Source organism: Streptomyces sp. NPDC020898, from assembly GCF_044333925.1.
Lineage (GTDB): Bacteria > Actinomycetota > Actinomycetes > Streptomycetales > Streptomycetaceae > Streptomyces.
Map to the genome: position 1 here is coordinate 96,590 of NZ_JBIRRV010000010.1, position 18,659 is coordinate 115,248.

17 protein-coding genes are annotated in these 18,659 nt (G+C 71.6%); 7 read left to right on the forward strand and 10 right to left on the reverse strand.

All coding sequences use genetic code 11. From position 1 onward, the window contains the following. Positions 1–2: 2 nt before the first annotated feature. From coaD to recG, 3 genes are all read right to left on the reverse strand, one after another. Positions 3–482 (reverse strand): pantetheine-phosphate adenylyltransferase, encoded by a 480-nt coding sequence (gene coaD, locus ACH4TV_RS29035; RefSeq protein ID WP_398403556.1) that lies wholly within the window; start codon positions 480–482, stop codon positions 3–5. A gap of 26 nt (positions 483–508) precedes the next feature. Then, complete coding sequence (gene rsmD, locus ACH4TV_RS29040; RefSeq protein ID WP_398403168.1) at positions 509–1,093, reverse strand: 16S rRNA (guanine(966)-N(2))-methyltransferase RsmD; 585 nt, start codon at positions 1,091–1,093, stop codon at positions 509–511. Between the two features lie 187 nt (positions 1,094–1,280). Then, a complete protein-coding gene (gene recG / locus ACH4TV_RS29045) occupies positions 1,281–3,521 on the reverse strand; it encodes an ATP-dependent DNA helicase RecG (RefSeq protein WP_398403170.1) in 2,241 nt (746 codons plus the stop codon). Positions 3,522–3,692: 171 nt separating this feature from the next. Between recG and ACH4TV_RS29050 the strand changes: the two genes are divergently transcribed. Together ACH4TV_RS29050 and ACH4TV_RS29055 are read left to right on the forward strand one after the other, a co-directional pair. Further along, complete coding sequence (locus ACH4TV_RS29050; protein WP_398403172.1) at positions 3,693–5,546, forward strand: HSP90 family protein; 1,854 nt, start codon at positions 3,693–3,695, stop codon at positions 5,544–5,546. Then, entirely contained in the window at positions 5,543–8,497 is a 2,955-nt protein-coding gene (locus tag ACH4TV_RS29055; protein WP_398403174.1) for a tetratricopeptide repeat protein, read from the forward strand. The genes ACH4TV_RS29050 and ACH4TV_RS29055 overlap by 4 nt, the downstream gene beginning before the upstream one ends. A gap of 133 nt (positions 8,498–8,630) precedes the next feature. Here ACH4TV_RS29055 and ACH4TV_RS29060 read toward each other — a convergent pair whose 3' ends face one another. Then, positions 8,631–10,337, reverse strand: coding sequence for a DAK2 domain-containing protein (locus tag ACH4TV_RS29060; protein ID WP_398403175.1), 1,707 nt, complete (start codon positions 10,335–10,337; stop codon positions 8,631–8,633). A gap of 276 nt (positions 10,338–10,613) precedes the next feature. Between ACH4TV_RS29060 and rpmB the strand changes: the two genes are divergently transcribed. After that, positions 10,614–10,799 (forward strand): 50S ribosomal protein L28, encoded by a 186-nt coding sequence (gene rpmB / locus ACH4TV_RS29065; protein WP_105970634.1) that lies wholly within the window; start codon positions 10,614–10,616, stop codon positions 10,797–10,799. Between the two features lie 93 nt (positions 10,800–10,892). On the opposite strand, the gene thiD is transcribed toward rpmB, so the two are convergent. Together thiD and ACH4TV_RS29075 are read right to left on the reverse strand one after the other, a co-directional pair. Next, a complete protein-coding gene (gene thiD, locus ACH4TV_RS29070; RefSeq protein WP_398403558.1) occupies positions 10,893–11,684 on the reverse strand; it encodes a bifunctional hydroxymethylpyrimidine kinase/phosphomethylpyrimidine kinase in 792 nt (263 codons plus the stop codon). An 8-nt stretch (positions 11,685–11,692) separates the two neighbouring features. Continuing rightward, positions 11,693–12,658 carry a thiamine-phosphate kinase gene (locus ACH4TV_RS29075; protein ID WP_398403177.1) on the reverse strand — a complete coding sequence of 322 codons (966 nt, stop codon included), beginning with the start codon at positions 12,656–12,658 and terminating at the stop codon, positions 11,693–11,695. Positions 12,659–12,876: 218 nt separating this feature from the next. Between ACH4TV_RS29075 and ACH4TV_RS29080 the strand changes: the two genes are divergently transcribed. Next, the gene (locus ACH4TV_RS29080; RefSeq protein WP_006376792.1) at positions 12,877–13,110 is read left to right on the forward strand and encodes an Lrp/AsnC family transcriptional regulator; all 234 of its coding nucleotides are present in this window, start codon (positions 12,877–12,879) and stop codon (positions 13,108–13,110) included. A gap of 14 nt (positions 13,111–13,124) precedes the next feature. Next, on the forward strand, positions 13,125–13,634 hold the full coding sequence (locus tag ACH4TV_RS29085; protein WP_398403179.1) for a DUF3515 domain-containing protein: 510 nt from the start codon (positions 13,125–13,127) through the stop codon (positions 13,632–13,634). 79 nt (positions 13,635–13,713) lie between these two features. Here the strand turns inward: ACH4TV_RS29085 and ACH4TV_RS29090 are convergent, their stop codons facing one another. From ACH4TV_RS29090 to ACH4TV_RS29100, 3 genes are all read right to left on the reverse strand, one after another. Next, positions 13,714–14,871 carry a D-alanine--D-alanine ligase family protein gene (locus ACH4TV_RS29090; RefSeq protein ID WP_398403181.1) on the reverse strand — a complete coding sequence of 386 codons (1,158 nt, stop codon included), beginning with the start codon at positions 14,869–14,871 and terminating at the stop codon, positions 13,714–13,716. A gap of 69 nt (positions 14,872–14,940) precedes the next feature. Continuing rightward, complete coding sequence (locus ACH4TV_RS29095; protein WP_398403182.1) at positions 14,941–15,951, reverse strand: NAD(P)H-dependent glycerol-3-phosphate dehydrogenase; 1,011 nt, start codon at positions 15,949–15,951, stop codon at positions 14,941–14,943. Further along, positions 15,948–16,817 carry a lysophospholipid acyltransferase family protein gene (locus ACH4TV_RS29100; protein WP_398403184.1) on the reverse strand — a complete coding sequence of 290 codons (870 nt, stop codon included), beginning with the start codon at positions 16,815–16,817 and terminating at the stop codon, positions 15,948–15,950. Before ACH4TV_RS29100 ends, ACH4TV_RS29095 begins: the two co-directional genes overlap by 4 nt. Before the next feature lie 215 nt (positions 16,818–17,032). Between ACH4TV_RS29100 and cofC the strand changes: the two genes are divergently transcribed. Next, positions 17,033–17,671: a 2-phospho-L-lactate guanylyltransferase gene (cofC, locus tag ACH4TV_RS29105; protein WP_398403186.1), complete on the forward strand. Its 639-nt coding sequence runs from the start codon at positions 17,033–17,035 to the stop codon at positions 17,669–17,671. 9 nt (positions 17,672–17,680) lie between these two features. After that, complete coding sequence (locus ACH4TV_RS29110) at positions 17,681–17,902, forward strand: hypothetical protein (protein WP_398403188.1); 222 nt, start codon at positions 17,681–17,683, stop codon at positions 17,900–17,902. An 88-nt stretch (positions 17,903–17,990) separates the two neighbouring features. On the opposite strand, the gene ACH4TV_RS29115 is transcribed toward ACH4TV_RS29110, so the two are convergent. Then, positions 17,991–18,632: an HU family DNA-binding protein gene (locus tag ACH4TV_RS29115; protein WP_398403190.1), complete on the reverse strand. Its 642-nt coding sequence runs from the start codon at positions 18,630–18,632 to the stop codon at positions 17,991–17,993. Positions 18,633–18,659 lie beyond the last annotated feature (27 nt).

Below are 18,659 nucleotides of genomic sequence, written 5' to 3' on the forward strand. Positions count from 1 at the left end.
CGTCAGTCCTTCTTGAGGCGTCCGTCGAGGGCTTCCAGGACGAGCGGCGGCACGAGGTGGGAGACGTCCCCGCCCCAGGCGGCCACCTCCTTGACGAGCGAGGAGGACAGGAAGCTGTAGGTGGGGTTGGTCGGCACGAAGAGTGTCTCGACGCCGGACAGCCCTATGTTCATCTGGGCCATCTGGAGTTCGTAGTCGAAGTCGCTGACGGCGCGCAGGCCCTTGACGATGGCCGGGATGTCGCGCTGTTTGCAGAAGTCGACGAGGAGGCCGTGGAAGGCCTCCACCTCGACGTTTCCGAACTCGGCGGTGACCTGGCGGATCAGCTCGATCCGCTCGTCGATCTCGAACAGGCCCTTCTTGGACTTGTTGATCATCACCGCGACATGCACCACGTCGTACAGCTTCGAAGCGCGGCCAATGATGTCGAGGTGTCCATTGGTGATCGGGTCGAACGACCCGGGACAGACGGCGCGGCGCACTAGTGATCCCTCGCTCTCCGGTCCGGTCATCGTGCGTCATCGCACGTAGAGGCGGCGCGACCGTACCAAAACGTTCCCTCGCCGTAGCGACGGGACCGGAGCGCTTCAAAGCCGTCCGGCCACCGGAATTCGCCGCCTCTGGTGCTGCGCTCCACGGTGACGAGGGCTTCGGCCGCGAGCCAGCCCCCGGTACGGAGTGTGAGCAGGATCTCCCGAAGATCGTCGTCCGCCACGTCGTACGGCGGGTCGAGAAAAACGATGTCGTACGGCTGCGCGGACGCCGTCCGAACGACCTGTTCCGCCTTGCCGGCCCTGACCTCGGCGCCGGGCAGCCCGAGCGCCTTCACGTTCTCGCGGACGATGCGGGCGGCGCGGGCGTCGGCCTCCACGAGCAGGGTGTGGCCGGCGCCGCGGCTGAGCGACTCCAGGCCGACGGCGCCCGATCCGGCGTACAGGTCGAGGACGCGCTCGCCGTCCAGGGGGCCGCCGAGGAGGGCCTGCCAGGTGGAGAAGAGGCCCTCTCGGGCGCGGTCGGAGGTGGGGCGTGTACCTGTTCCCGGCGGGACGGCTAGGCGTCGTCCGCCGGCTGTGCCGCCGATCACGCGGGTCATCTGGGGTCCTTGTCCGTGGCCGTGGGGTGATTGCGGGTCCAGTTTCGCAGGCGGGGGTGAGGGGTGCTTTGTGTTGTGGGCGACAGCCGGGCCCGGTGGGGGCTGGTCGCGCAGTTCCCCGCGCCCCTGGGGCGCCCCTGCGGGGCGGCCTCCAGGGCAAGCCCCCAAGGCCCGGCGACAAAGTGCCTCACCCCTTGTCCAAGTACTGCTCCCTCTCCTCGTCCAGTAGCGCGTCCAGTGCTGTGCGCAGGCCCGGGAGATCCTTCAGGTCCGGGTCCGCGGCGACGACGGCCGCCGCCTCCTCTCTCGCCTCCGCGATGATCTCCTCGTCGTCGATGACGGTGAGCATGCGCAGGGAGGTGCGGGCGCCGGACTGGGCCTGGCCGAGGACGTCGCCCTCGCGGCGTTGTTCGAGGTCGATGCGGGAGAGCTCGAAGCCGTCGAGGGTGGCCGCGACCGCGTTGAGACGCTGGCGGGCGGGGCTGGCTTCCGGCATCTCGCTGACCAGGAGGCACAGGCCCGCCGCCGAGCCACGGCCGACGCGGCCCCGGAGCTGGTGGAGCTGGGAGACGCCGAAGCGGTCGGCGTCCATGATCACCATGGCGGTGGCGTTGGGGACGTTCACCCCGACCTCGATGACCGTCGTCGCGACCAGGACGTGGGTCTCGCCGGCGGTGAAGCGGCGCATGACCGCGTCCTTGTCGTCGGGATGCATACGGCCGTGCAGGACCTCGACCTTGAGGCCGCTGAGGGGGCCTCTGGTGAGCTGGTCGGCTACCTCCAGGACGGCGAGGGGCGGGCGCTTCTCGGCCTCGTCCTCGGGGGACGGCTTCTTCTTGCCGGCCTTCTTCGGGTCGGCGGGTTCGTCGGCGTCGTCGCCGATGCGCGGGCAGACGACGTACGTCTGATGGCCGTTCTCCACCTCCTCGCGCACGCGCTCCCACGCGCGCGCCAGGAAATGGGGCTTGTCGGCGGCCGGGACGACATGGCTGGCGATCGGGGAACGGCCGGCCGGGAGCTGGTCCAGGACCGAGGTCTCCAGGTCGCCGAAGACGGTCATGGCGACCGTGCGCGGGATGGGTGTGGCCGTCATGACGAGGAGGTGCGGGGGCTGTTTGCCCTTGCCGCGCAGGGCGTCGCGCTGTTCGACGCCGAAGCGGTGCTGCTCGTCGACGACGACCAGGCCGAGGTCGTGGAACTGGACCTTGTCCTCGATCAGCGCGTGCGTGCCGATCACGAGCCCCGCCTCACCCGTGACGAGGTCGAGCAGCGCCTGGCGGCGGGCGGCGGTGCCCATGGAGCCGGTCAGCAGGACCACCTTCGTGGCCTTCTCGGCACCGCCGAGCATCCCGCCCTCCGCCAGTTCACCCATCATCTCGGTGATCGACCTGTGGTGCTGCTGGGCGAGCACTTCGGTGGGCGCGAGCATCGCGGCCTGGCCGCCCGCGTCGACGACGGCGAGCATGGCGCGGAGGGCCACCATCGTCTTGCCCGAACCCACCTCCCCCTGGAGCAGCCGGTGCATCGGGTGTTCCGTCGCGAGGTCGTCGAAGATCTCCTTGGAGACCGTCTGCTGGCCCTCCGTGAGGGTGAAGGGGAGTTTCGCGTCGAAGGACGTGAGGAGGCCGTCCGGGGTCGGTCTGCGGGGGACCGCCGGGAGTTGGGCGTCGGCGTGGCGGCGGCGGGCCAGGGCGACCTGGAGGACGAACGCCTCGTCCCACTTGAGGCGGGTGCGGGCGTCCTCGATGTCCGCCTTGGTCTGCGGGCGGTGGATCTTCAGGAGTGCCTCGGGGAGGGTGGCCAGGCCCCTGCCCTCCCGGAGGGAGGGGGGCAGCGGGTCGACGGCCTCCTGGGCGCGGTCCAGGACCGTCTGCACCGACTTGGCGATCTTCCAGGACTCCAGCTTCGCGGTGGCCGGGTAGAGCGGGATCAGAGCGCCCGCCCAGGTACCGACCGTCTCCGCCGCCTCGTCGGTGTCGCCGCGCAGCAACTCGTACGCCGGATGGGCCAGTTGGAGGCGGCGGTTGAAGATCGACGCCTTGCCGGCGAACAGTGCGCGGGTGCCGGGGAGGAGTTCCTTGTGGGGTTTGTGGACTCCGTGGCCGAAGAAGACCAGTTGGAGCCGGCCGCTGCCGTCCGTGATGGTGACTTCCAGGCGCTGGCCCTTGCCTCCTCGGGCCTTCGAGGAGGCAAAGGTGTGCAGGCGTGCGTCGGCCACCTGGGCGACCACCGTCACGTGCTCGTCCATGGGGAGGTCGGCCAGGTGGGTGAGCTGGCCCCGCTCCTCGTACCTGCGCGGATAGTGGTGCAGGAGATCGCCGACGGTGTGCAGGCCGAGGTGCTCGGCCATCACCTTCGCGGTGGCGGGGCCGAGCACTGATTTCAGTGGTTGCTTCAGTGGTTCTTCCAGTGCGGGCACGAGATCCATTGCACACCACGCCACTGACATTCCCGTATACGTATGGGGAATCCGCTGGTCAGACGGCTCGTTCGGGGCCTAGGATGGCGCGCCCGGCCATCCCCCGCGGTCACCGCCTCACCGGGACCGCCCGACCCCGCGCCGTCGCCAGAACCTGGTCCCCCCTCCGGCGCTGCGACGATGGACTCCCAGACCTCACAGTCATCCCAGGCATCCCAGTCACCGCATACGTTCCAGGTCGACCTGCGCGGCCTCGTGGACCTGCTCTCCCATCACCTGTACTCCAGCCCCAAGGTGTATCTGCGCGAGCTGCTGCAGAACGCCGTGGACGCGATCACCGCCCGGCGCGCCGAACAGCCCGACGCCCCGGCGCGGGTGCGGCTGTACGCCGAAGGCGGCACCCTGCGTGTCGAGGACTCCGGGGTCGGCCTCACCGAGGCGGACGTGCACAACCTTCTTGCGACCATCGGCCGCAGTTCCAAGCGGGCGGATCCCGGCGGGATCCAGGAGGCGCGTTCGGAGTTCCTCGGCCAGTTCGGGATCGGGCTGCTGGCCTGTTTCGTCGTGGCCGAGCGGATCAGGGTCGTCAGCCGCAGTGCCCGTACGCCGGACGCCCCGCCCGTGGAGTGGACGGCCGCGGACGACGGTTCGTACACCGTGCGTACGCTGCCCGACGAGGCGCGGCCCGAACCGGGCACCACCGTGCACCTGGTGGCGCGGCCCGGGGCCGGCGAGTGGCTCACCGAGGAACGTGTGCTGGCGCTGGCGCGGGACTTCGGCTCGCTCCTGCCGTACGACGTGCGGGTGGGCGACGAGGCGGTCACCGATCTGCCGGCGCCCTGGAACCGCCCGTATCCGTCGCCCGCCACCCGAAGGGTGGCCCTTCAGCGGCACTGTCACGACCTGTTCGGGTTCACTCCGCTGGACTCGATCGACCTGGACGTGCCGCTCGCGGGCATTCGGGGGGTCGCGTACGTCCTGCCGTCCTCCGTGAGTCCGGCGCAGCGCGCGAGTCATCGCGTCCATCTGAAGGGCATGCTGCTCACCGAGCGGGCCGAACAGCTGCTGCCCGACTGGGCGTTCTTCGTGCGGTGCGTGCTGGACACCGACAGCCTGCGGCCGACAGCTTCGCGCGAGTCGCTGTACGAGGACGAGACGCTGGCCGCCGTACGGGAGGCCCTGGGCGAAAGGATTCGCTCCTGGCTGACCGGGCTCGCCGCCGGTGATCCGGAGCGGCTGGCCGCGTTCCTGTCGGTGCACCACCTGGGCGTCAAGTCCCTGGCCAGGCACGACAAGGAGATGCTGCGCACGATGCTGCCGTGGCTCCCCTTCGAGACGACCGACGGGCAGCTGTCCCTGGAGGAGTTCGCGCAACGGCACCCGGTGGTGCACTTCACGCGCACCGTCGAGGAGTACCGGCAGGTCGCGCCGATCGCGTCCGCGCAGGGCGTCGGCGTCGTCAACGGCGGCTACACGTACGACAGCGAGCTGATCGAGGCGCTGCCCTCGGTGCGCCCGGGGACCGTGGTCGCCGAGCTGGACGCCGACACCGTGACCGCCCATCTGGACGCGGTCGACCCGGCAGAGGAGCTGGCCCTGTCGGCGTTCCTGGGGGCCGCGCGGGCGAAACTCGACCCCCTGGGGTGCGATGTCGTGCTGCGCGCCTTCCACCCGCTGTCCGTGCCCGCGCTGCACCTGGACGACCGTGCCGCCCGGCACGAGCAGGCCCGCGCGGACGCCGAGGAGCAGGCCGACGACCTGTGGGCGGGCATCCTCGGCTCGCTGCGGGGCAGCGCCCCGCGCGCGCGGCTGGTGCTCAACCATCTCAACCCGCTGATCCGGAGGATCAGTTCACTGGACGACCCGGAACTGATCGGCACCGCCACGGAGTCCCTGTACGGACAGGCCCTGCTGATGGCGCAGCGCCCGCTGCGGCCCGCGGACTCCGCGCTGCTGAACCGTGCGTTCATCGGCCTCCTGGAGTGGGCCACCCACAGCGATCCCACGGAGCCCACGGAGGACGGCCGGCGATGAGTGAGATCAAGGACTTCGACGCCCTCCGCGAGGCGATGGCCCTGAACGGGGAGCAGCCCGAGGGACCGGCCCGCAACGCGCGCGCGGAGCAGCTGCTGGCCGAGGCCGAGAAGCTGAATATCCCGCTCGCCGTGATCGAGGCGCTCGGGCACCAGCTGAAGGCCTACAACTACAGCTCCGAGAAGGACAAGATGTTCGTCCCCTTCGCGCGCCTGCTGCGCATGTGGGACGAGCGGCCCGAGGACTTCGACGAGTACGAGGTCCACACCCTGCACTGGGTCTTCAAGTGGATGACCACGGGCATGCTGGACCAGCCGCACATCCCGCTGGCCTCCATCGAGAAGTGGCTCGGCGAGATGGAGCACCGCTACCGGCTCGCCGGCCACTCCGAACGGGCCGTGCGCGGCGCCGAGTTCAGTGTGGCCGCGCATGTCGGCGACCTGGCGCGGGCCGAACGGGCGTACGCCGCCTGGCTGGCCGCCGACCGCGACAGCATGGCCGACTGCCACGCCTGCGAACTGCACAGCCAGGGCTGGTGGCAGGCGGAGCAGGGCGCGGACGCGGAGGCGCTCGACCTGTGGCGGCCGGTCCTGGAGGGCGAGTTCACGTGCGCCCACGAGCCGCACACCGTCCTGGCGTCCTCCCTGAGCCCGCTGCTGCGGCTGGGCCGTCTGGACGAGGCCCGCGCACATCACCTGCGGGGTTTCCGGCTGGTGCGGCCCATGGAGAGCATGCGGGGCGCGTACGCGGACCACGTCGAGTTCTGCGCGCTGACCGGCAACGAGGCGCGCGGCCTGGAGCTGCTCGCGGAGCGCCCCGCGTACTTCACGGACTCCGGGCAGCCGCGCAGCCAGCTGGACTTCATGGCCGCCGTGACGCTCCTCATGGACCGGCTGACCGGTCTGGGCATGGGCTCCCAGGCGGTGCCAGGACCGGCCGGGCGCGACTGGACCGCCCGCGAACTCGCCGTCCACGCGCGCGAGGAGGCCCTTTCCCTGTCGGCGCGCTTCGACCTGCGCAACGGCACCTCGTACGTCAGCGACGACGTCCGCGCGCGCATGGACCGGCGTCCGCTGGTGGACCGGCTGCCGCTGGGCGTCCGGGCGGCAGGCATACCAGCGCCCCGCAGGGCGCCCGCGGCACCGGCGGCGCCGCCGGTGGATTCCGCAGCGTCCGCCGAGCCCCGGACCCCCGCGCCGGACGACCTGCCCGCGCTGCTCGCCGAGGCGCGCCGGATGTCGAACACACTGCGCCCGAACGCGATGGAAGCGTGGGCGGCCGTCTCCCGGGCCGCCGAGGGCGTCGAGGTACCGGCGGCCGACCGGGCGGAGATCGTCGACCACAAGGCCATGGAGGGCGGCCCTGAGGGCATCGCACTCTTCGAGCGGGCCGCCGAGCTGTACGCCGAGGCCGGCAACCCCGGAGAGGCCCTGGCCGCCCGCGCCCGTGCCGCGTACGCACGCGCCCTGGAGGGCGACGTCGACGACGCCCTGGCGGCCGTTTCCGAGCCGTACGAGGAGGTCCTCGCGCTCTACTCCGACGAGCGCACCGGCATACGGCAGGCAGCCGCCGTCCTGATGGGACGCGCCCGCATCCTCATGCGGGCGGTCGAGGAGACCGGTGCCGACCAGGCCCTGGCGGCCGCTGAGAACGCCGTACGGGAGCTGCTGGCGCTCGTGGACGGGCACGCCGGGGACGATGTGCGGCTCGCCTCACGCGGCGCGGAGGCACAGGCCATGCTCGGGGAGCTGGCGGCGCGCGCCGGGGACCTGGAGGGGGCCGCGGAACTGTTCACGTGGGCCACGGAGGCGTTCGTCGCGGCGGGGCTGCCGTGGTTCGCGGTGGAGTACCAGGCCCGGCTGGCCGGGCTCGCCCACCACCTCGGCGACATCGCCGGGGCCGAGCGGGCGCTGCGGGGGGCCCTGGAGCACGGCGGGGCGTTCCTGGAGGCGGCGGGCCACGCCCAGCTGAACCTCCAGCTGGCCGAGATCCTCGGGGCGCGCGACGAGGTCGCCGAGGCCGCGGACCACGCCCTGGAGGCCGCGCACTGGGCCGACGAGGCGGGCGAGGGTCCGACCCTGGGCGCCTGGGCCCGGCATCTGCTCGGCGGTTTCCTGCTGCGGCAGGGCCGGTGGGCCGAGGCGGCCGAGGTCCTGGAGTCGGCGCTGCCCGACCTGAGCGCCGAGACGCACGGCGACGGAGCGGTCGTACAGACGCTGTGGTGGCTCGGTGACTGTCTGGGCGAGCTGGGTGAGCACCGCGAGTCCGCCGAACGCCGGCTGAAGGCCGCGGAGATCGCCCGGCACTGGCCCGAGCAGCAGGACCACGCGACCCTCGCCCACCTCGCCGCCGAGTCCCTCGGCCAGGCCGGGCTGCCCGCCGAGGCCGACCGGGCCTACGAACGCGCCGGCGACCTGTGGCGCTCGCTGGGCAACGTGCACGGTCTGGTGCGTGCCCTGCGCGCCCGCGCGTGGCTCGCGCTGCGCACGGAGGCGGGCCTCGACGGGGCCCGGGAGCGGATGGCGGACGCGGTCCGCGAGTGCGCGCAGGCCCTGTCCGCTGCGGAGGACCTGGAGTCCCGTCGGCAGCTCGGCGCCGAACTCGCCCACACGCACCGCCAGTTCGGCGACCTGCTCGCCCGCTCGGCGGCGGAGGACGCCGAGGACGGCGCGATCGAAGCCGCGTTCGAGGCGGCGCTGGCCCAGATGACGAAGGCGATCGGCGTGTTCGCCTCCCTCGGCGAGGATGGCCTCCACGGCCGCACCGGCGCCGAACTGGCCGCGGGCTGGCTGGAGGCGGACCTGAGCCGCCCGTCGGAAGCGGCGGCACGCGCGCGTGGAGTGCTGATCGCGTACGAGGAATCCGGCGAGGAGGAGAGGGAGACGGTAGAGGCCCGGCGGTCCGAGGCGGAACAGATGCTCCAGCTCATGGAGGAGCAGGAGGCCGGCTAAGGGCCTTTCTTTCAGCCCGTCCGGCGTTTGAGGACAAGGCCCGTTCAGGGCCGTAGCGGGGTCTGGGGCGGCAGCCCCAGGGATGGGACGGGTAAGGGCGGCGAGGGCGAACCCCTCTCGCCCGCACCCTCCCTCACTCCACCCCGATGAGCAGCAGCGCGCCCTGCCGTCCGCCCCGGTAGACCACGGTGTCGACGGCGAGGTAGCCCTCGCGCACCCTCGCTTCGAGGTGGGCGGCGATGGACTCGGGAGCCTCGTCGCCGAGGACGAGGGTGACCATCTCGCCGCCGGCCTGGAGCATCCGGTCGAGGACAGCCTCCGCGGTCGCGGTGACGTCCGAGCCGATCACGGCCACGTCGCCGTCGATGAGGCCGAGGACGTCACCGGTCTGGCAGATGCCGGCCATCGTCCAGGACTGGCGTTCCGCGACGGCGAGTTCGGCGTAGCGGGTCGCGCCGGCCGCCGAGGTCATCGCGACGACGTCCTCGTCGAAGCGGCGTTCCGGTTCGTGCACGGCGAGCGCGGCGATGCCCTGGACCGCCGAGCGGGTCGGGATCAGGGCCACGCGGATGCCCTCCGTGCGGGCCTGCTCGGCCGCCGCGGCGGCGGTGTGGCGCAGGTCGGCGTCGTTGGGCAGCAGCACGACCTCGCGCGCGTGGGCCCGCCGTACGGCCTCGACGAGTTCCCCGCTCGCCGGTGGCTCCCCCGGCCGCGCGAGCACGGTGGTGGCCCCGGCCTCCCCGTACAGCCCGGCCAGCCCCACCCCGGGCACGACGGCCACGACGGCCCGCTGGACGCGCTCCCGGGGCGGCCGTCCGGCGCCGCCCGTGTGGACGTCGCCGACCGCGAAGTGCGTGATGCGGATCCGGTACGGCCGCCCGGCCTCGACGCCCGCCTCCACGGCGGCACCGGCGTCGTCCACGTGGACGTGCACGTTCCACAGCCCGTCGCCGCCGACGACGACGAGGGAGTCCCCGAGCCTGTCGAGCCGCTCCCGGAGCCGCGCGACGGCCGCGTCCTCGGCCTCCAGGAGATAGATGACCTCGAAGGCGGGGCCGGACGCGTCGTCCACGCACTCGGCCGGGCCGTCGGAAGGCGGAGCCTCAGGGGCGTCGAACCGAGCGGGCACGCGCACGCGTGCCGCCCCCGCAGCGCCCCCCGGGGTCTCCCCCGTGAACGTCTCCACCAGCGCCCCGAGCACCGCCACCAGTCCCCGCCCGCCCGCGTCGACGACGCCCGCGCGCTCCAGGACGGCCAGTTGGCCGGGGGTCGCCGCCAACGCGGCCGAGGCACCCTCGTACGCAGCCCTCGCCACCGTCCCGCAGTCGCCCCGCGTGCCCGCCGCCGCGTCGGCGGCGGCCGAGGCGACCGTGAGGACCGTGCCCTCGACCGGGTGGGCCACCGCCTGCCGGGCGGCGTCGGCCGCGTGCCGCAGGGCCAGGTACAGGCCCGGGCCGTCGGTGTGCGCGCTCCCATCGTCCGCGTCGGCGGCGAGCACCTGGGCCATGCCGCGCAGCAGCTGCGCCAGGATCGTGCCGGAGTTGCCGCGCGCGCCTATCAGCGCGCCGTGGGCCATCGCCCGGGCCGCGTCGGCCAGCGTCGGCGTCCCCGAGGCACCGTGCGCACCCGGCCCTGCCTCGTGCCCGGCGAATGCCGCCTCGACGGCCGCGCACGCCGACTCCACCGTCAGATACAGGTTGGTGCCGGTGTCCCCGTCGGCCACCGGGTAGACATTGATCGCGTCGATCTCCTCGCGGGCCCGCCCCAGCGCCGCCAGCGCGAGACCGCACCAGGTGCGCACCGCGAGAGCATCGAAGAATGTCTGCGGCACCTGCGGCACCTGCGCCTCCTTGGGCTGCTGAACGTGGCACGCAGCGTAGACCCCGGGTGAATGGCCGGTGGCCCGGGGCCGGGAGTGAGGCCCTGATCAGCCATGGTAGTTTCGTTGTACTGGCGCAGTCGTTGTATGCTGCTCCGGTTGCCCGATCGAGACGACCATCCCAGATGGCCTTCCACATCGGGCCTTCCTCCTGGCAACGCCACTCAGATCCTACGATCCTGATCCCGGCATGCCGGGATCAACCCGTAAGAGCATCTGAAGTCTTTGGAGTGACCCGTGGCTGCCAACTGCGACGTCTGCGGCAAGGGGCCGGGCTTCGGCAACGCCATCTCGCACTCGCACCGCCGTACCCCCCGTCGCTGGAACCCGAACATCCAGCGCGTACGTACCGTGGTCGGTGGGACGCCGAAGCGCGTGAACGCTTGCACCTCGTGCATCAAGGCCGGCAAGGTCTCGCGCTGACGCTCAGCTAGCGCGCGGCCACTGCTGGTTCGCTGCTCAGAGCCGGTCCACCTCGGTGGACCGGCTTTTTGCCGTACCCGTACGCCCCAGCGGTTACGTGCGGAACCGCCAGCCGTGATCCACCGGTCCGATCCCGCCCCCGAGCGCGAACCCGGCCGCGATCGCCCCGGTGACGTACTCCTTCGCCGCCGCCACCGCCGCCGGCACCGATTCGCCCTTCGCCAGCCCCGCCGCGATCGCCGACGCGAGCGTGCAGCCCGTGCCGTGCGTGTGCCGGTTGTCGTGGCGCGGGGCCCGCAGCCAGTACTCCTCGGACCCGTCCGTGAGCAGGTCCACGGCCTCGCCCGGCAGATGCCCGCCCTTGATCAGCGCCCACTTCGGCCCGTACGCCAGCACAGCCGCCGCGGCCTCCCGCAACTGCTTCTCCGACTCGACCCGTACGCCGGTGAGCTGGGCCACCTCGTCGAGGTTCGGCGTCGCCACGGTTGCCACCGGCAGCAGCAGCGTCCGTACGGAATCCAGTGCGGACGCGGCCAGCAGCGGGTCCCCGTGCTTGGAGACGCCCACCGGGTCGACGACCGTCGGCACCCCGGTGTCCGCGATCAACTCGGCGACCGCCTCGACGAGTTCGGCCGAGGCGAGCATCCCGGTCTTCACTGCCTGTACGCCGATGTCGTCGACGACGCTGCGGTACTGGGCCCGCACCGCCTCCACCGGCAGCTCCCAAGCGCCTTGTACGCCGAGGGAGTTCTGCGCGGTGACCGCCGTGAGCACGCTCATGCCGTGCACGCCGAGCGCCAGCATCGTCTTCAGGTCGGCCTGGATCCCGGCGCCGCCGCCGGAGTCGGAGCCCGCGACGGTGAGGACGCGCGGAGGCGCACCCATGGCTCCGGTCACGACTCGATGTCCGCGAAGTGGTCCCAGCCGCCCTTGCTGGTCCACGGCGCCCCGTCGACCGTCACCTGGGGCAGCGCCGACGGGTTGAGGACCTCGCCGATCACCTTCCAGCGGGCGGGCAGCTTCACGTCCGGCGGGAAGGTCGCCACGATCGCGTGGTCCTCGCCCCCGGTGAGCACCCACTGCATGGGGTCGACGCCGACGGCCTGCCCGATGTCGTTCATCTGGGAGGGGATGTCGATCGCGCCCGAGCGGATGTCGATACGGACCTTGCTGGCCTCCGCGATGTGCCCGAGGTCGGCGATCAGTCCGTCGCTCACGTCGCACATCGCCGTCGCACCGAGACCGGCCGCCGCGGGGCCCGCGTGGTAGGGCGGTTCGGGGCGGCGGTGGGCCTCGACGAAGGCCCGCGGTGAGCGGAAGCCGCGCGCGAGCACCGCGTACCCGGCCGCCGACCAGCCCAGCCAGCCGGTCACGGCGACGACGTCACCGGGCTGCGCACCGCCCCGGATGACCGGCTCGTGGTTGCGCAGATCGCCGAGCGCGGTGATGGAGACCATGATCGTGTCCCCTCGTACGACATCACCGCCCACCACGGCCGCGCCCGCGACCTGGCACTCGTCACGCAGACCGTCCATCAGTTCGACGGGCCAGGTGACCGGAAGTTCGGCGGGGACGACCAGGCCGAGCAGCAGTGCGGTCGGTACTGCGCCCATGGCGGCGATGTCCGCGAGGTTCTGGGCGGCTGCCTTGCGGCCCACGTCGTACGCGGTGGACCAGTCGCGGCGGAAGTGCCGCCCCTCCAGGAGGATGTCGGTGCTCGCCACGACCCTGCGGTCGGGCGCGGCGACCACGGCGGCGTCGTCGCCGGGGCCGACCCGGACCGCCGGGGTGGTGGTGAGCCGGGAGGTGAGCTCCCTGATGAGCCCGAACTCCCCCAGTTCTCCCACGGTGCCCTTCATAGTCGTACGTCCCCTTCTGGTGCTGTCCCCGTTGCTGTCCGTGCCCGCTCGCGAGGCCCCGTCGGCCCCGGTGCGGTCGAGGTGACCGTCAACCTGTGCTGCGCGTGCACCCCGGCGCGGGTGTCCCGGTCGCCGCAGGTCTCCCCGTGGCGCGCGGCGACGCGATACCGTGGCGTTCCTTTTCCCCACATGATCCTCGTGGCCGCCCTGGAGGTTCCGTGGTACAGGCGTACATCCTGATCCAGACGGAGGTCGGCAAAGCGTCGACCGTCGCCGAGACGATCAGCAAGATCCCGGGGGTGACCCAGGCCGAGGACGTGACAGGACCGTACGACGTGATTGTGCGCGCCCAGGCCGACACCGTGGACGATCTCGGCCGGATGGTGGTCGCCAAGGTCCAGCAAGTGGACGGCATCACCCGCACCCTGACCTGCCCGGTGGTGCACTTGTAGCCCCCGTCTACCCTGTGCCGGTGCACTTCTTCTTCCGTCACCGGCCGCTCGCTCTGCCCGTGCTCGCCCTGTTGATCGCCGTCACGGGCTGCTCCTCAGCAGACGACAGCGCCGCAGTCACGGTTCCCGAGCCGGACGGGAAGGCCACGAAGCTGTGCCGGAACCTGGACGAGGCGCTGCCGGCGAAGGTGGACGGCCTGAGCCGCGACGACCCCGAGCCCCGGTCCGCGCTGACCGCGGGCTGGGGCGGCCCGGCGATCATACTGCGCTGCGGTGTCGTACGGCCGCCCAAGATGATCGATCCCAAGGTCGCCGCGGGTAACGATCCGAAGGCGGTCGGCGGTGAGGTGAACGGGGTCAAGTGGTTGATGGAGCAGGAGGACGACGGGTCCTCCCGCTTCACCACTGCGTCGCGGCTGGCCTATGTGGAACTTACGGTTCCGAAGGGGCGGGACACGTCGGGGGCGCTTGTTGATCTGGCTGCCGCCATTAAGAAGACGGTTCCTGTGGGGATTGCCAACTAAGCGCCGTAGTGGGTCTGTTGCGTTGTTGGGTACTGAGCCGCTGTGGCTGGTCGCGCAGTTCCCCGCGCCCCTAGGTAGCTCATCGCAACCCTGTTGAACGGCGCAGCGCCGCCTGCACCAGGCGGTCCACCAGCTCGGGGTAGTCGACGCCCGTTTCCTGCCACATCCTCGGGTACATGGAGATCGGGGTGAAGCCGGGCATCGTGTTGATCTCGTTGATGACGAACTCGCCGTCCTCGGTGAGGAAGAAGTCCGCGCGGACGAGGCCCTCGCAGGACGCCGCGTCGAAGGCCTCGACCGCCAGGCGGCGTACCTCCGCGGTCTGTTCCCCGGTGAGCGGGGCGGGGACGATTCCGTCGGCCGAGTCGATGTACTTGGCCTCGAAGTCGTAGAAGGCGTGCGCCTGTACGGGCGGGATCTCGGCGGGTACGGAGGCACGCGGGCCGTCCTCGAACTCCAGCACCCCGCACTCGATCTCGCGCCCGCGCAGCGCGGCCTCCACGATGATCTTCGGGTCGTGCCGCTGGGCCTCGGCGATCGCCTCGTCGAGGCCGCCCAGCTCGTCGACCTTGGTGATGCCGAACGACGATCCCGCGCGCGCGGGCTTCACGAACAGCGGCCAGCCGTGCTCGCCGGCGAAGTCGATGATCTTCTTGCGGGCGGACGGCTCGTCGCGCTCCCACTCACGCGGCCGGATCACCACGTACGGGCCGACCTTGAGGCCGAACGACGTGAACACCCGCTTCATGTACTCCTTGTCCTGGCCGACGGCCGAGGCGAGCACACCCGCGCCGACGTACGGGACACCGGAGAGCTCCAGCAGGCCCTGGAGGGTGCCGTCCTCGCCGTACGGGCCGTGGAGGACCGGGAAGACGACGTCGACCTCGCCGAGGGCCTTGGGCACCGATCCCGGTTCGCTGTAGACGACTTCGCGGTTCGACGGGTCCAGGGGGAGGACCACTCCGCCCTCGCGGGACTCGGCGAGTTCGTCGACGTTCGGCGCCTTGCGGTCGACGATCGTCATGCGCTCCGGTTCGTCCGCGGTGAGCGCCCAGCGGCCGTCCTGGGTGATGCCGATCGGCAGGACGTCGTACTTCGTCCGGTCGATGGCACGCAGTACGGCGCCGGCGGTGACCACGGAGATCCCGTGTTCGGAGCTGCGACCGCCGAAGACGACGGCCACTCGCGGCTTGCGAGACGGCTGCTCGGGGCTCTGGGGGAGGTTCTCGGTGCTCATATCGGGTTGAGGGTACCCGGTGGTAGGGCGCTGAGTCAGCGCCCGCAGGCCCCTGTTGCCCGGCGTCGCTCAGCGTCGTTCGGGCTTGGCGCTGCGCGACATCAGTTCCTTGAGGGCGACCACGGGCGGCTTGCCCTCGTGCACGATGCCGACGACCGTCTCCGTGATGGGCATGTCGACACCGTGCCTGCGGGCCAGATCCAGCACGCTCTCACAGGACTTGACGCCCTCGGCGGTCTGCTTGGTGACCGCGATGGTCTCCTGGAGGGTCATGCCCCTGCCGAGGTTGGTGCCGAAGGTGTGGTTGCGGGACAGCGGTGAGGAGCAGGTGGCCACCAGGTCGCCCAGGCCCGCGAGGCCGGCGAAGGTGAGCGGGTCGGCGCCCATCGCGAGGCCGAGGCGGGTGGTCTCGGCGAGGCCGCGCGTGATGAGCGAGCCCTTCGCGTTGTCGCCGAGACCCATGCCGTCCGCGATACCGACGGCGAGACCGATCACGTTCTTGACGGCGCCGCCCAGCTCGCAGCCGACGACGTCGGTGTTGGTGTACGGGCGGAAGTACGGGGTGTGGCACACGGTCTGGAGGCGCTGGGCCACGGCGTCGTCCGTGCAGGCGACCACGGCGGCGGCCGGCATCCGGGCTGCGATCTCCCGGGCGAGGTTGGGGCCGGTGACGACCGCGATACGGTCCCGGCCCACCTTGGCGACGTCGTCGATGACCTCGCTCATCCGCATCGCGGAACCGAGTTCGACGCCCTTCATGAGGGAGACGAGGATCGTGTCCGGGGCGAGCAGGGGCGTCCACTCGGCGAGATTCCCGCGCAGGGTCTGCGAGGGGATGCTGAGTATCGTGAAGTCGGCGTCACGGGCGGCTTCCGCGGGGTCCGTGGTGGCACGGAGGTTCGCCGGGAGCTCGACTCCCGGGAAGTAGTCCGGGTTCGTGCGCGTGGAGTTGATCGCGTCGGCGAGTTCGGGGCGGCGGGCCCACAGGGTCACCTCGCAGCCGGCGTCGGCGAGCACCATGCCGAAGGCGGTCCCCCATGATCCAGCGCTGAAGACCGCCACCTTGACCGGCTCGCTCACTTGCCCTGCCCCTCTTCCTGAACTTCCCGTACGTCTGCTGCTTCTTGCGTCTGCGGTACGTCACCGGCCGCCTTGGCGGTCCTGTCCAGCGCGACCAACGCCTCCTGCGCGTCACGCGCGTCCTGAGCCTCTTCGGCAGCCGTACGGAGGCGCTGCTCGATCCGCTCCTGGCGCGGGTCGTAGGGCGTCGTCGGCGCCTTCGCGCCGCGGATGTCCTCCAGCTGGCGCGTGATGGCGGCCATGATGACCTCCGTCGCCTCCTTCAGGAGGTCCGGGGTCATCTCCCTGTCGTAGAACCGCGTCAGGTCCACGGGCGGGCCCGCGAGGACGTGGTGGGTCTTGCGCGGAAGGACGTTGAGCTTCCTGGCGTACGGCTGCAGCAGTTCGTTCGCGCCCCACTGGGCCACCGGAATCACCGGGCACCTGGTCTGGAGGGCGACCCGCGCGGCGCCGGTCTTGCCGGTCATGGGCCACTGGTCCGGGTCGCGGGTGATGGTGCCCTCGGGATAGAAGACGACGCATTCGCCGCGCTCCACGGCGTCGATCGCGGCGCGGAAGGCGCTCAGCGCGTCGGTGGTCTCGCGGTAGACGGGGATCTGTCCGGTGCCACGCATCATGGTGCCGACGAATCCCTTCCGGAAAAGCCCGCTCTTCGCCAGAAAACGCGGCACACGGCCACTGTTGTACTGGTAGTGCGCGTAGGCGAAGGGGTCCGCATGCGAATTGTGGTTCACCGCGGTGATAAATCCGCCCGCCGCCGGAATGTTCTCCATTCCGCGCCAGTCCCGGTTGATCAGAACCACCAGCGGCGGTTTGCAGATGACCGCCGCGAGGCGGTACCAGAAGCCGATTCTGCGGCGGGGCACGCGGGACACCTTCCTCTAAGGCCTGGGCCAGGACCTCGGCCGGTTGACCTGGGGGCCGCACAAGTGTCGCCCCAGGCTCCGGGTCTGTCGAGAACACCGTACGCCCCGGCACCGACACCGCCGGATGGGCTTTGATGACAGCCAGGTGACAATGGTGGGGACCGGGAGAGCGCCGGGAGAGCGACCGGGGAGAGCACGGGAGGGACGCAGCACGCGTGCAGTGGACATTGGTCATACCCCTCAAGCCCCTGGCGCGGGCCAAGAGCAGGCTCGCGGACACCGCCGACGACGGGCTGCGACCCGGGCTGGCCCTGGCTTTCGCCCAGGACACCGTGTCAGCGGCGCTCGCCTGCACGGCGGTCCGCGATGTGGTGGTCGTCACGGACGACTCCGTGGCCGCCCGTGAGCTGGCCGCGCTGGGCGCCGCCATCGTCCCCGACGAGCCGCTGGGCGGCCTGAACGCCGCTCTGGCGCACGGGGCGACGGCCGTGCGCACCGTACGGCCCGACAGTGCCGTAGCAGCCCTGAACGCCGATCTGCCGGCGCTGCGCCCCCCGGAACTGGCCCGCGTCCTGGATGCCGCCGCCGAATTCCCCCGCGCTTTCCTCGCGGACGCGGCCACGATCGGCACCACGCTGCTGACCGCCCGCCCCGGTCAGGAATTGCTCCCGCATTTCGGCCCCCATTCCCGGACCCGGCACCGTGACTCCGGCGCCGTGGAACTCGGACTCGCCGCGGTGAATTCCGTACGCCAGGACGTGGACACCGGCGACGATCTGCGGGCGGCGCTCGCGCTGGGGGTCGGGGCGCGGACGGCGACCGCAGTCGAGAGGCTGCTGATCGCGGGCCAGTAGGCTGCCGTCATGCAGGCGACCGCGTACACGTACGACACCGGGACGCGCAGCGGCAGTGTGCTGCTCGACGACGGCACCCCTGTCCCCTTCGACGCTCCGGCGTTCGACGCGGGCGGCCTGAGGCTGCTGCGGCCCGGGCAGCGGGTACGTATCGAGGTCGAGGCGGCCGAGGGAGCGGAAGGGGCCGGGGGCGTCCCCCGGATCACGCTCATCACCCTCCAGACCTTCTGAGGCACCCTCCGGACGGGGCCCGGACACGCCGCGGGCCGGACTCCTCCAGGGAGTCCGGCCCGGCGCGTGGGTGTCCTTGCGCCCCTGCCTACTTGCGGGCGGTGGCCTTCTTGGCGGTGGTGGTGCGGGCCGCCGACTTGCGGGCCGGGGCCTTCGTCGCGGTCGCCTTCTTGGCCGCCGGGGCCTTCTTGGCGGCGGTCTTCTTCGCCGTCGCCGTCGTCTTCTTGGCCGCCGTGGTCTTCGCGGTGGTCTTCTTGGCCGTGGCCTTCTTCGCCGTCGCCGTGGTCTTCTTCGCCGGCGTCACCTTCTTGGCCACGGTCTTCTTGACCGCCGTCGCCTTCCTGGCCGTGGTGGCCTTCTTCGCGGCGGCCTTCTTGACCGTTGCGGTGGCACCGCCGGTCAGGCTGCCCTTGGGCGCCTTCTTGACCGCGACCTCGCCACCGCGCGGGAGCTTCTTCGAGCCGCTCACCAGGTCCTTGAACCCCTGGCCCGCACGGAAGCGGGGGACGGAGGTCTTCTTGACCCGAACCCGCTCACCCGTCTGCGGGTTGCGGGCGTAACGGGCCGGACGGTCGACCTTCTCGAAGGAACCGAAGCCGGTGACCGACACCCGGTCCCCACTGACGGTCGCGCGGACGATGGCGTCCAGGACCGCGTCGACCGCCTCGGCGGCCTGCTGACGGCCACCGACCTTGTCCGCAATGGCTTCTACGAGCTGCGCCTTGTTCACGTCTTCCCCTTCGGAGACATTGCCAGA

Coding starts and splice junctions, on each gene's coding strand:
- rsmD (WP_398403168.1), bottom strand. CDS start 1,093: ATGACCCGCGTGATCGGCGGCACAGCCGGCGGACGACGCCTAGCCGTC.
- recG (WP_398403170.1), bottom strand. CDS start 3,521: ATGGATCTCGTGCCCGCACTGGAAGAACCACTGAAGCAACCACTGAAA.
- ACH4TV_RS29050 (WP_398403172.1), top strand. CDS start 3,693: ATGGACTCCCAGACCTCACAGTCATCCCAGGCATCCCAGTCACCGCAT.
- ACH4TV_RS29055 (WP_398403174.1), top strand. CDS start 5,543: ATGAGTGAGATCAAGGACTTCGACGCCCTCCGCGAGGCGATGGCCCTG.
- thiD (WP_398403558.1), bottom strand. CDS start 11,684: ATGGGTGCGCCTCCGCGCGTCCTCACCGTCGCGGGCTCCGACTCCGGC.
- ACH4TV_RS29075 (WP_398403177.1), bottom strand. CDS start 12,658: ATGAAGGGCACCGTGGGAGAACTGGGGGAGTTCGGGCTCATCAGGGAG.
- ACH4TV_RS29090 (WP_398403181.1), bottom strand. CDS start 14,871: ATGAGCACCGAGAACCTCCCCCAGAGCCCCGAGCAGCCGTCTCGCAAG.
- ACH4TV_RS29110 (WP_398403188.1), top strand. CDS start 17,681: ATGCAGGCGACCGCGTACACGTACGACACCGGGACGCGCAGCGGCAGT.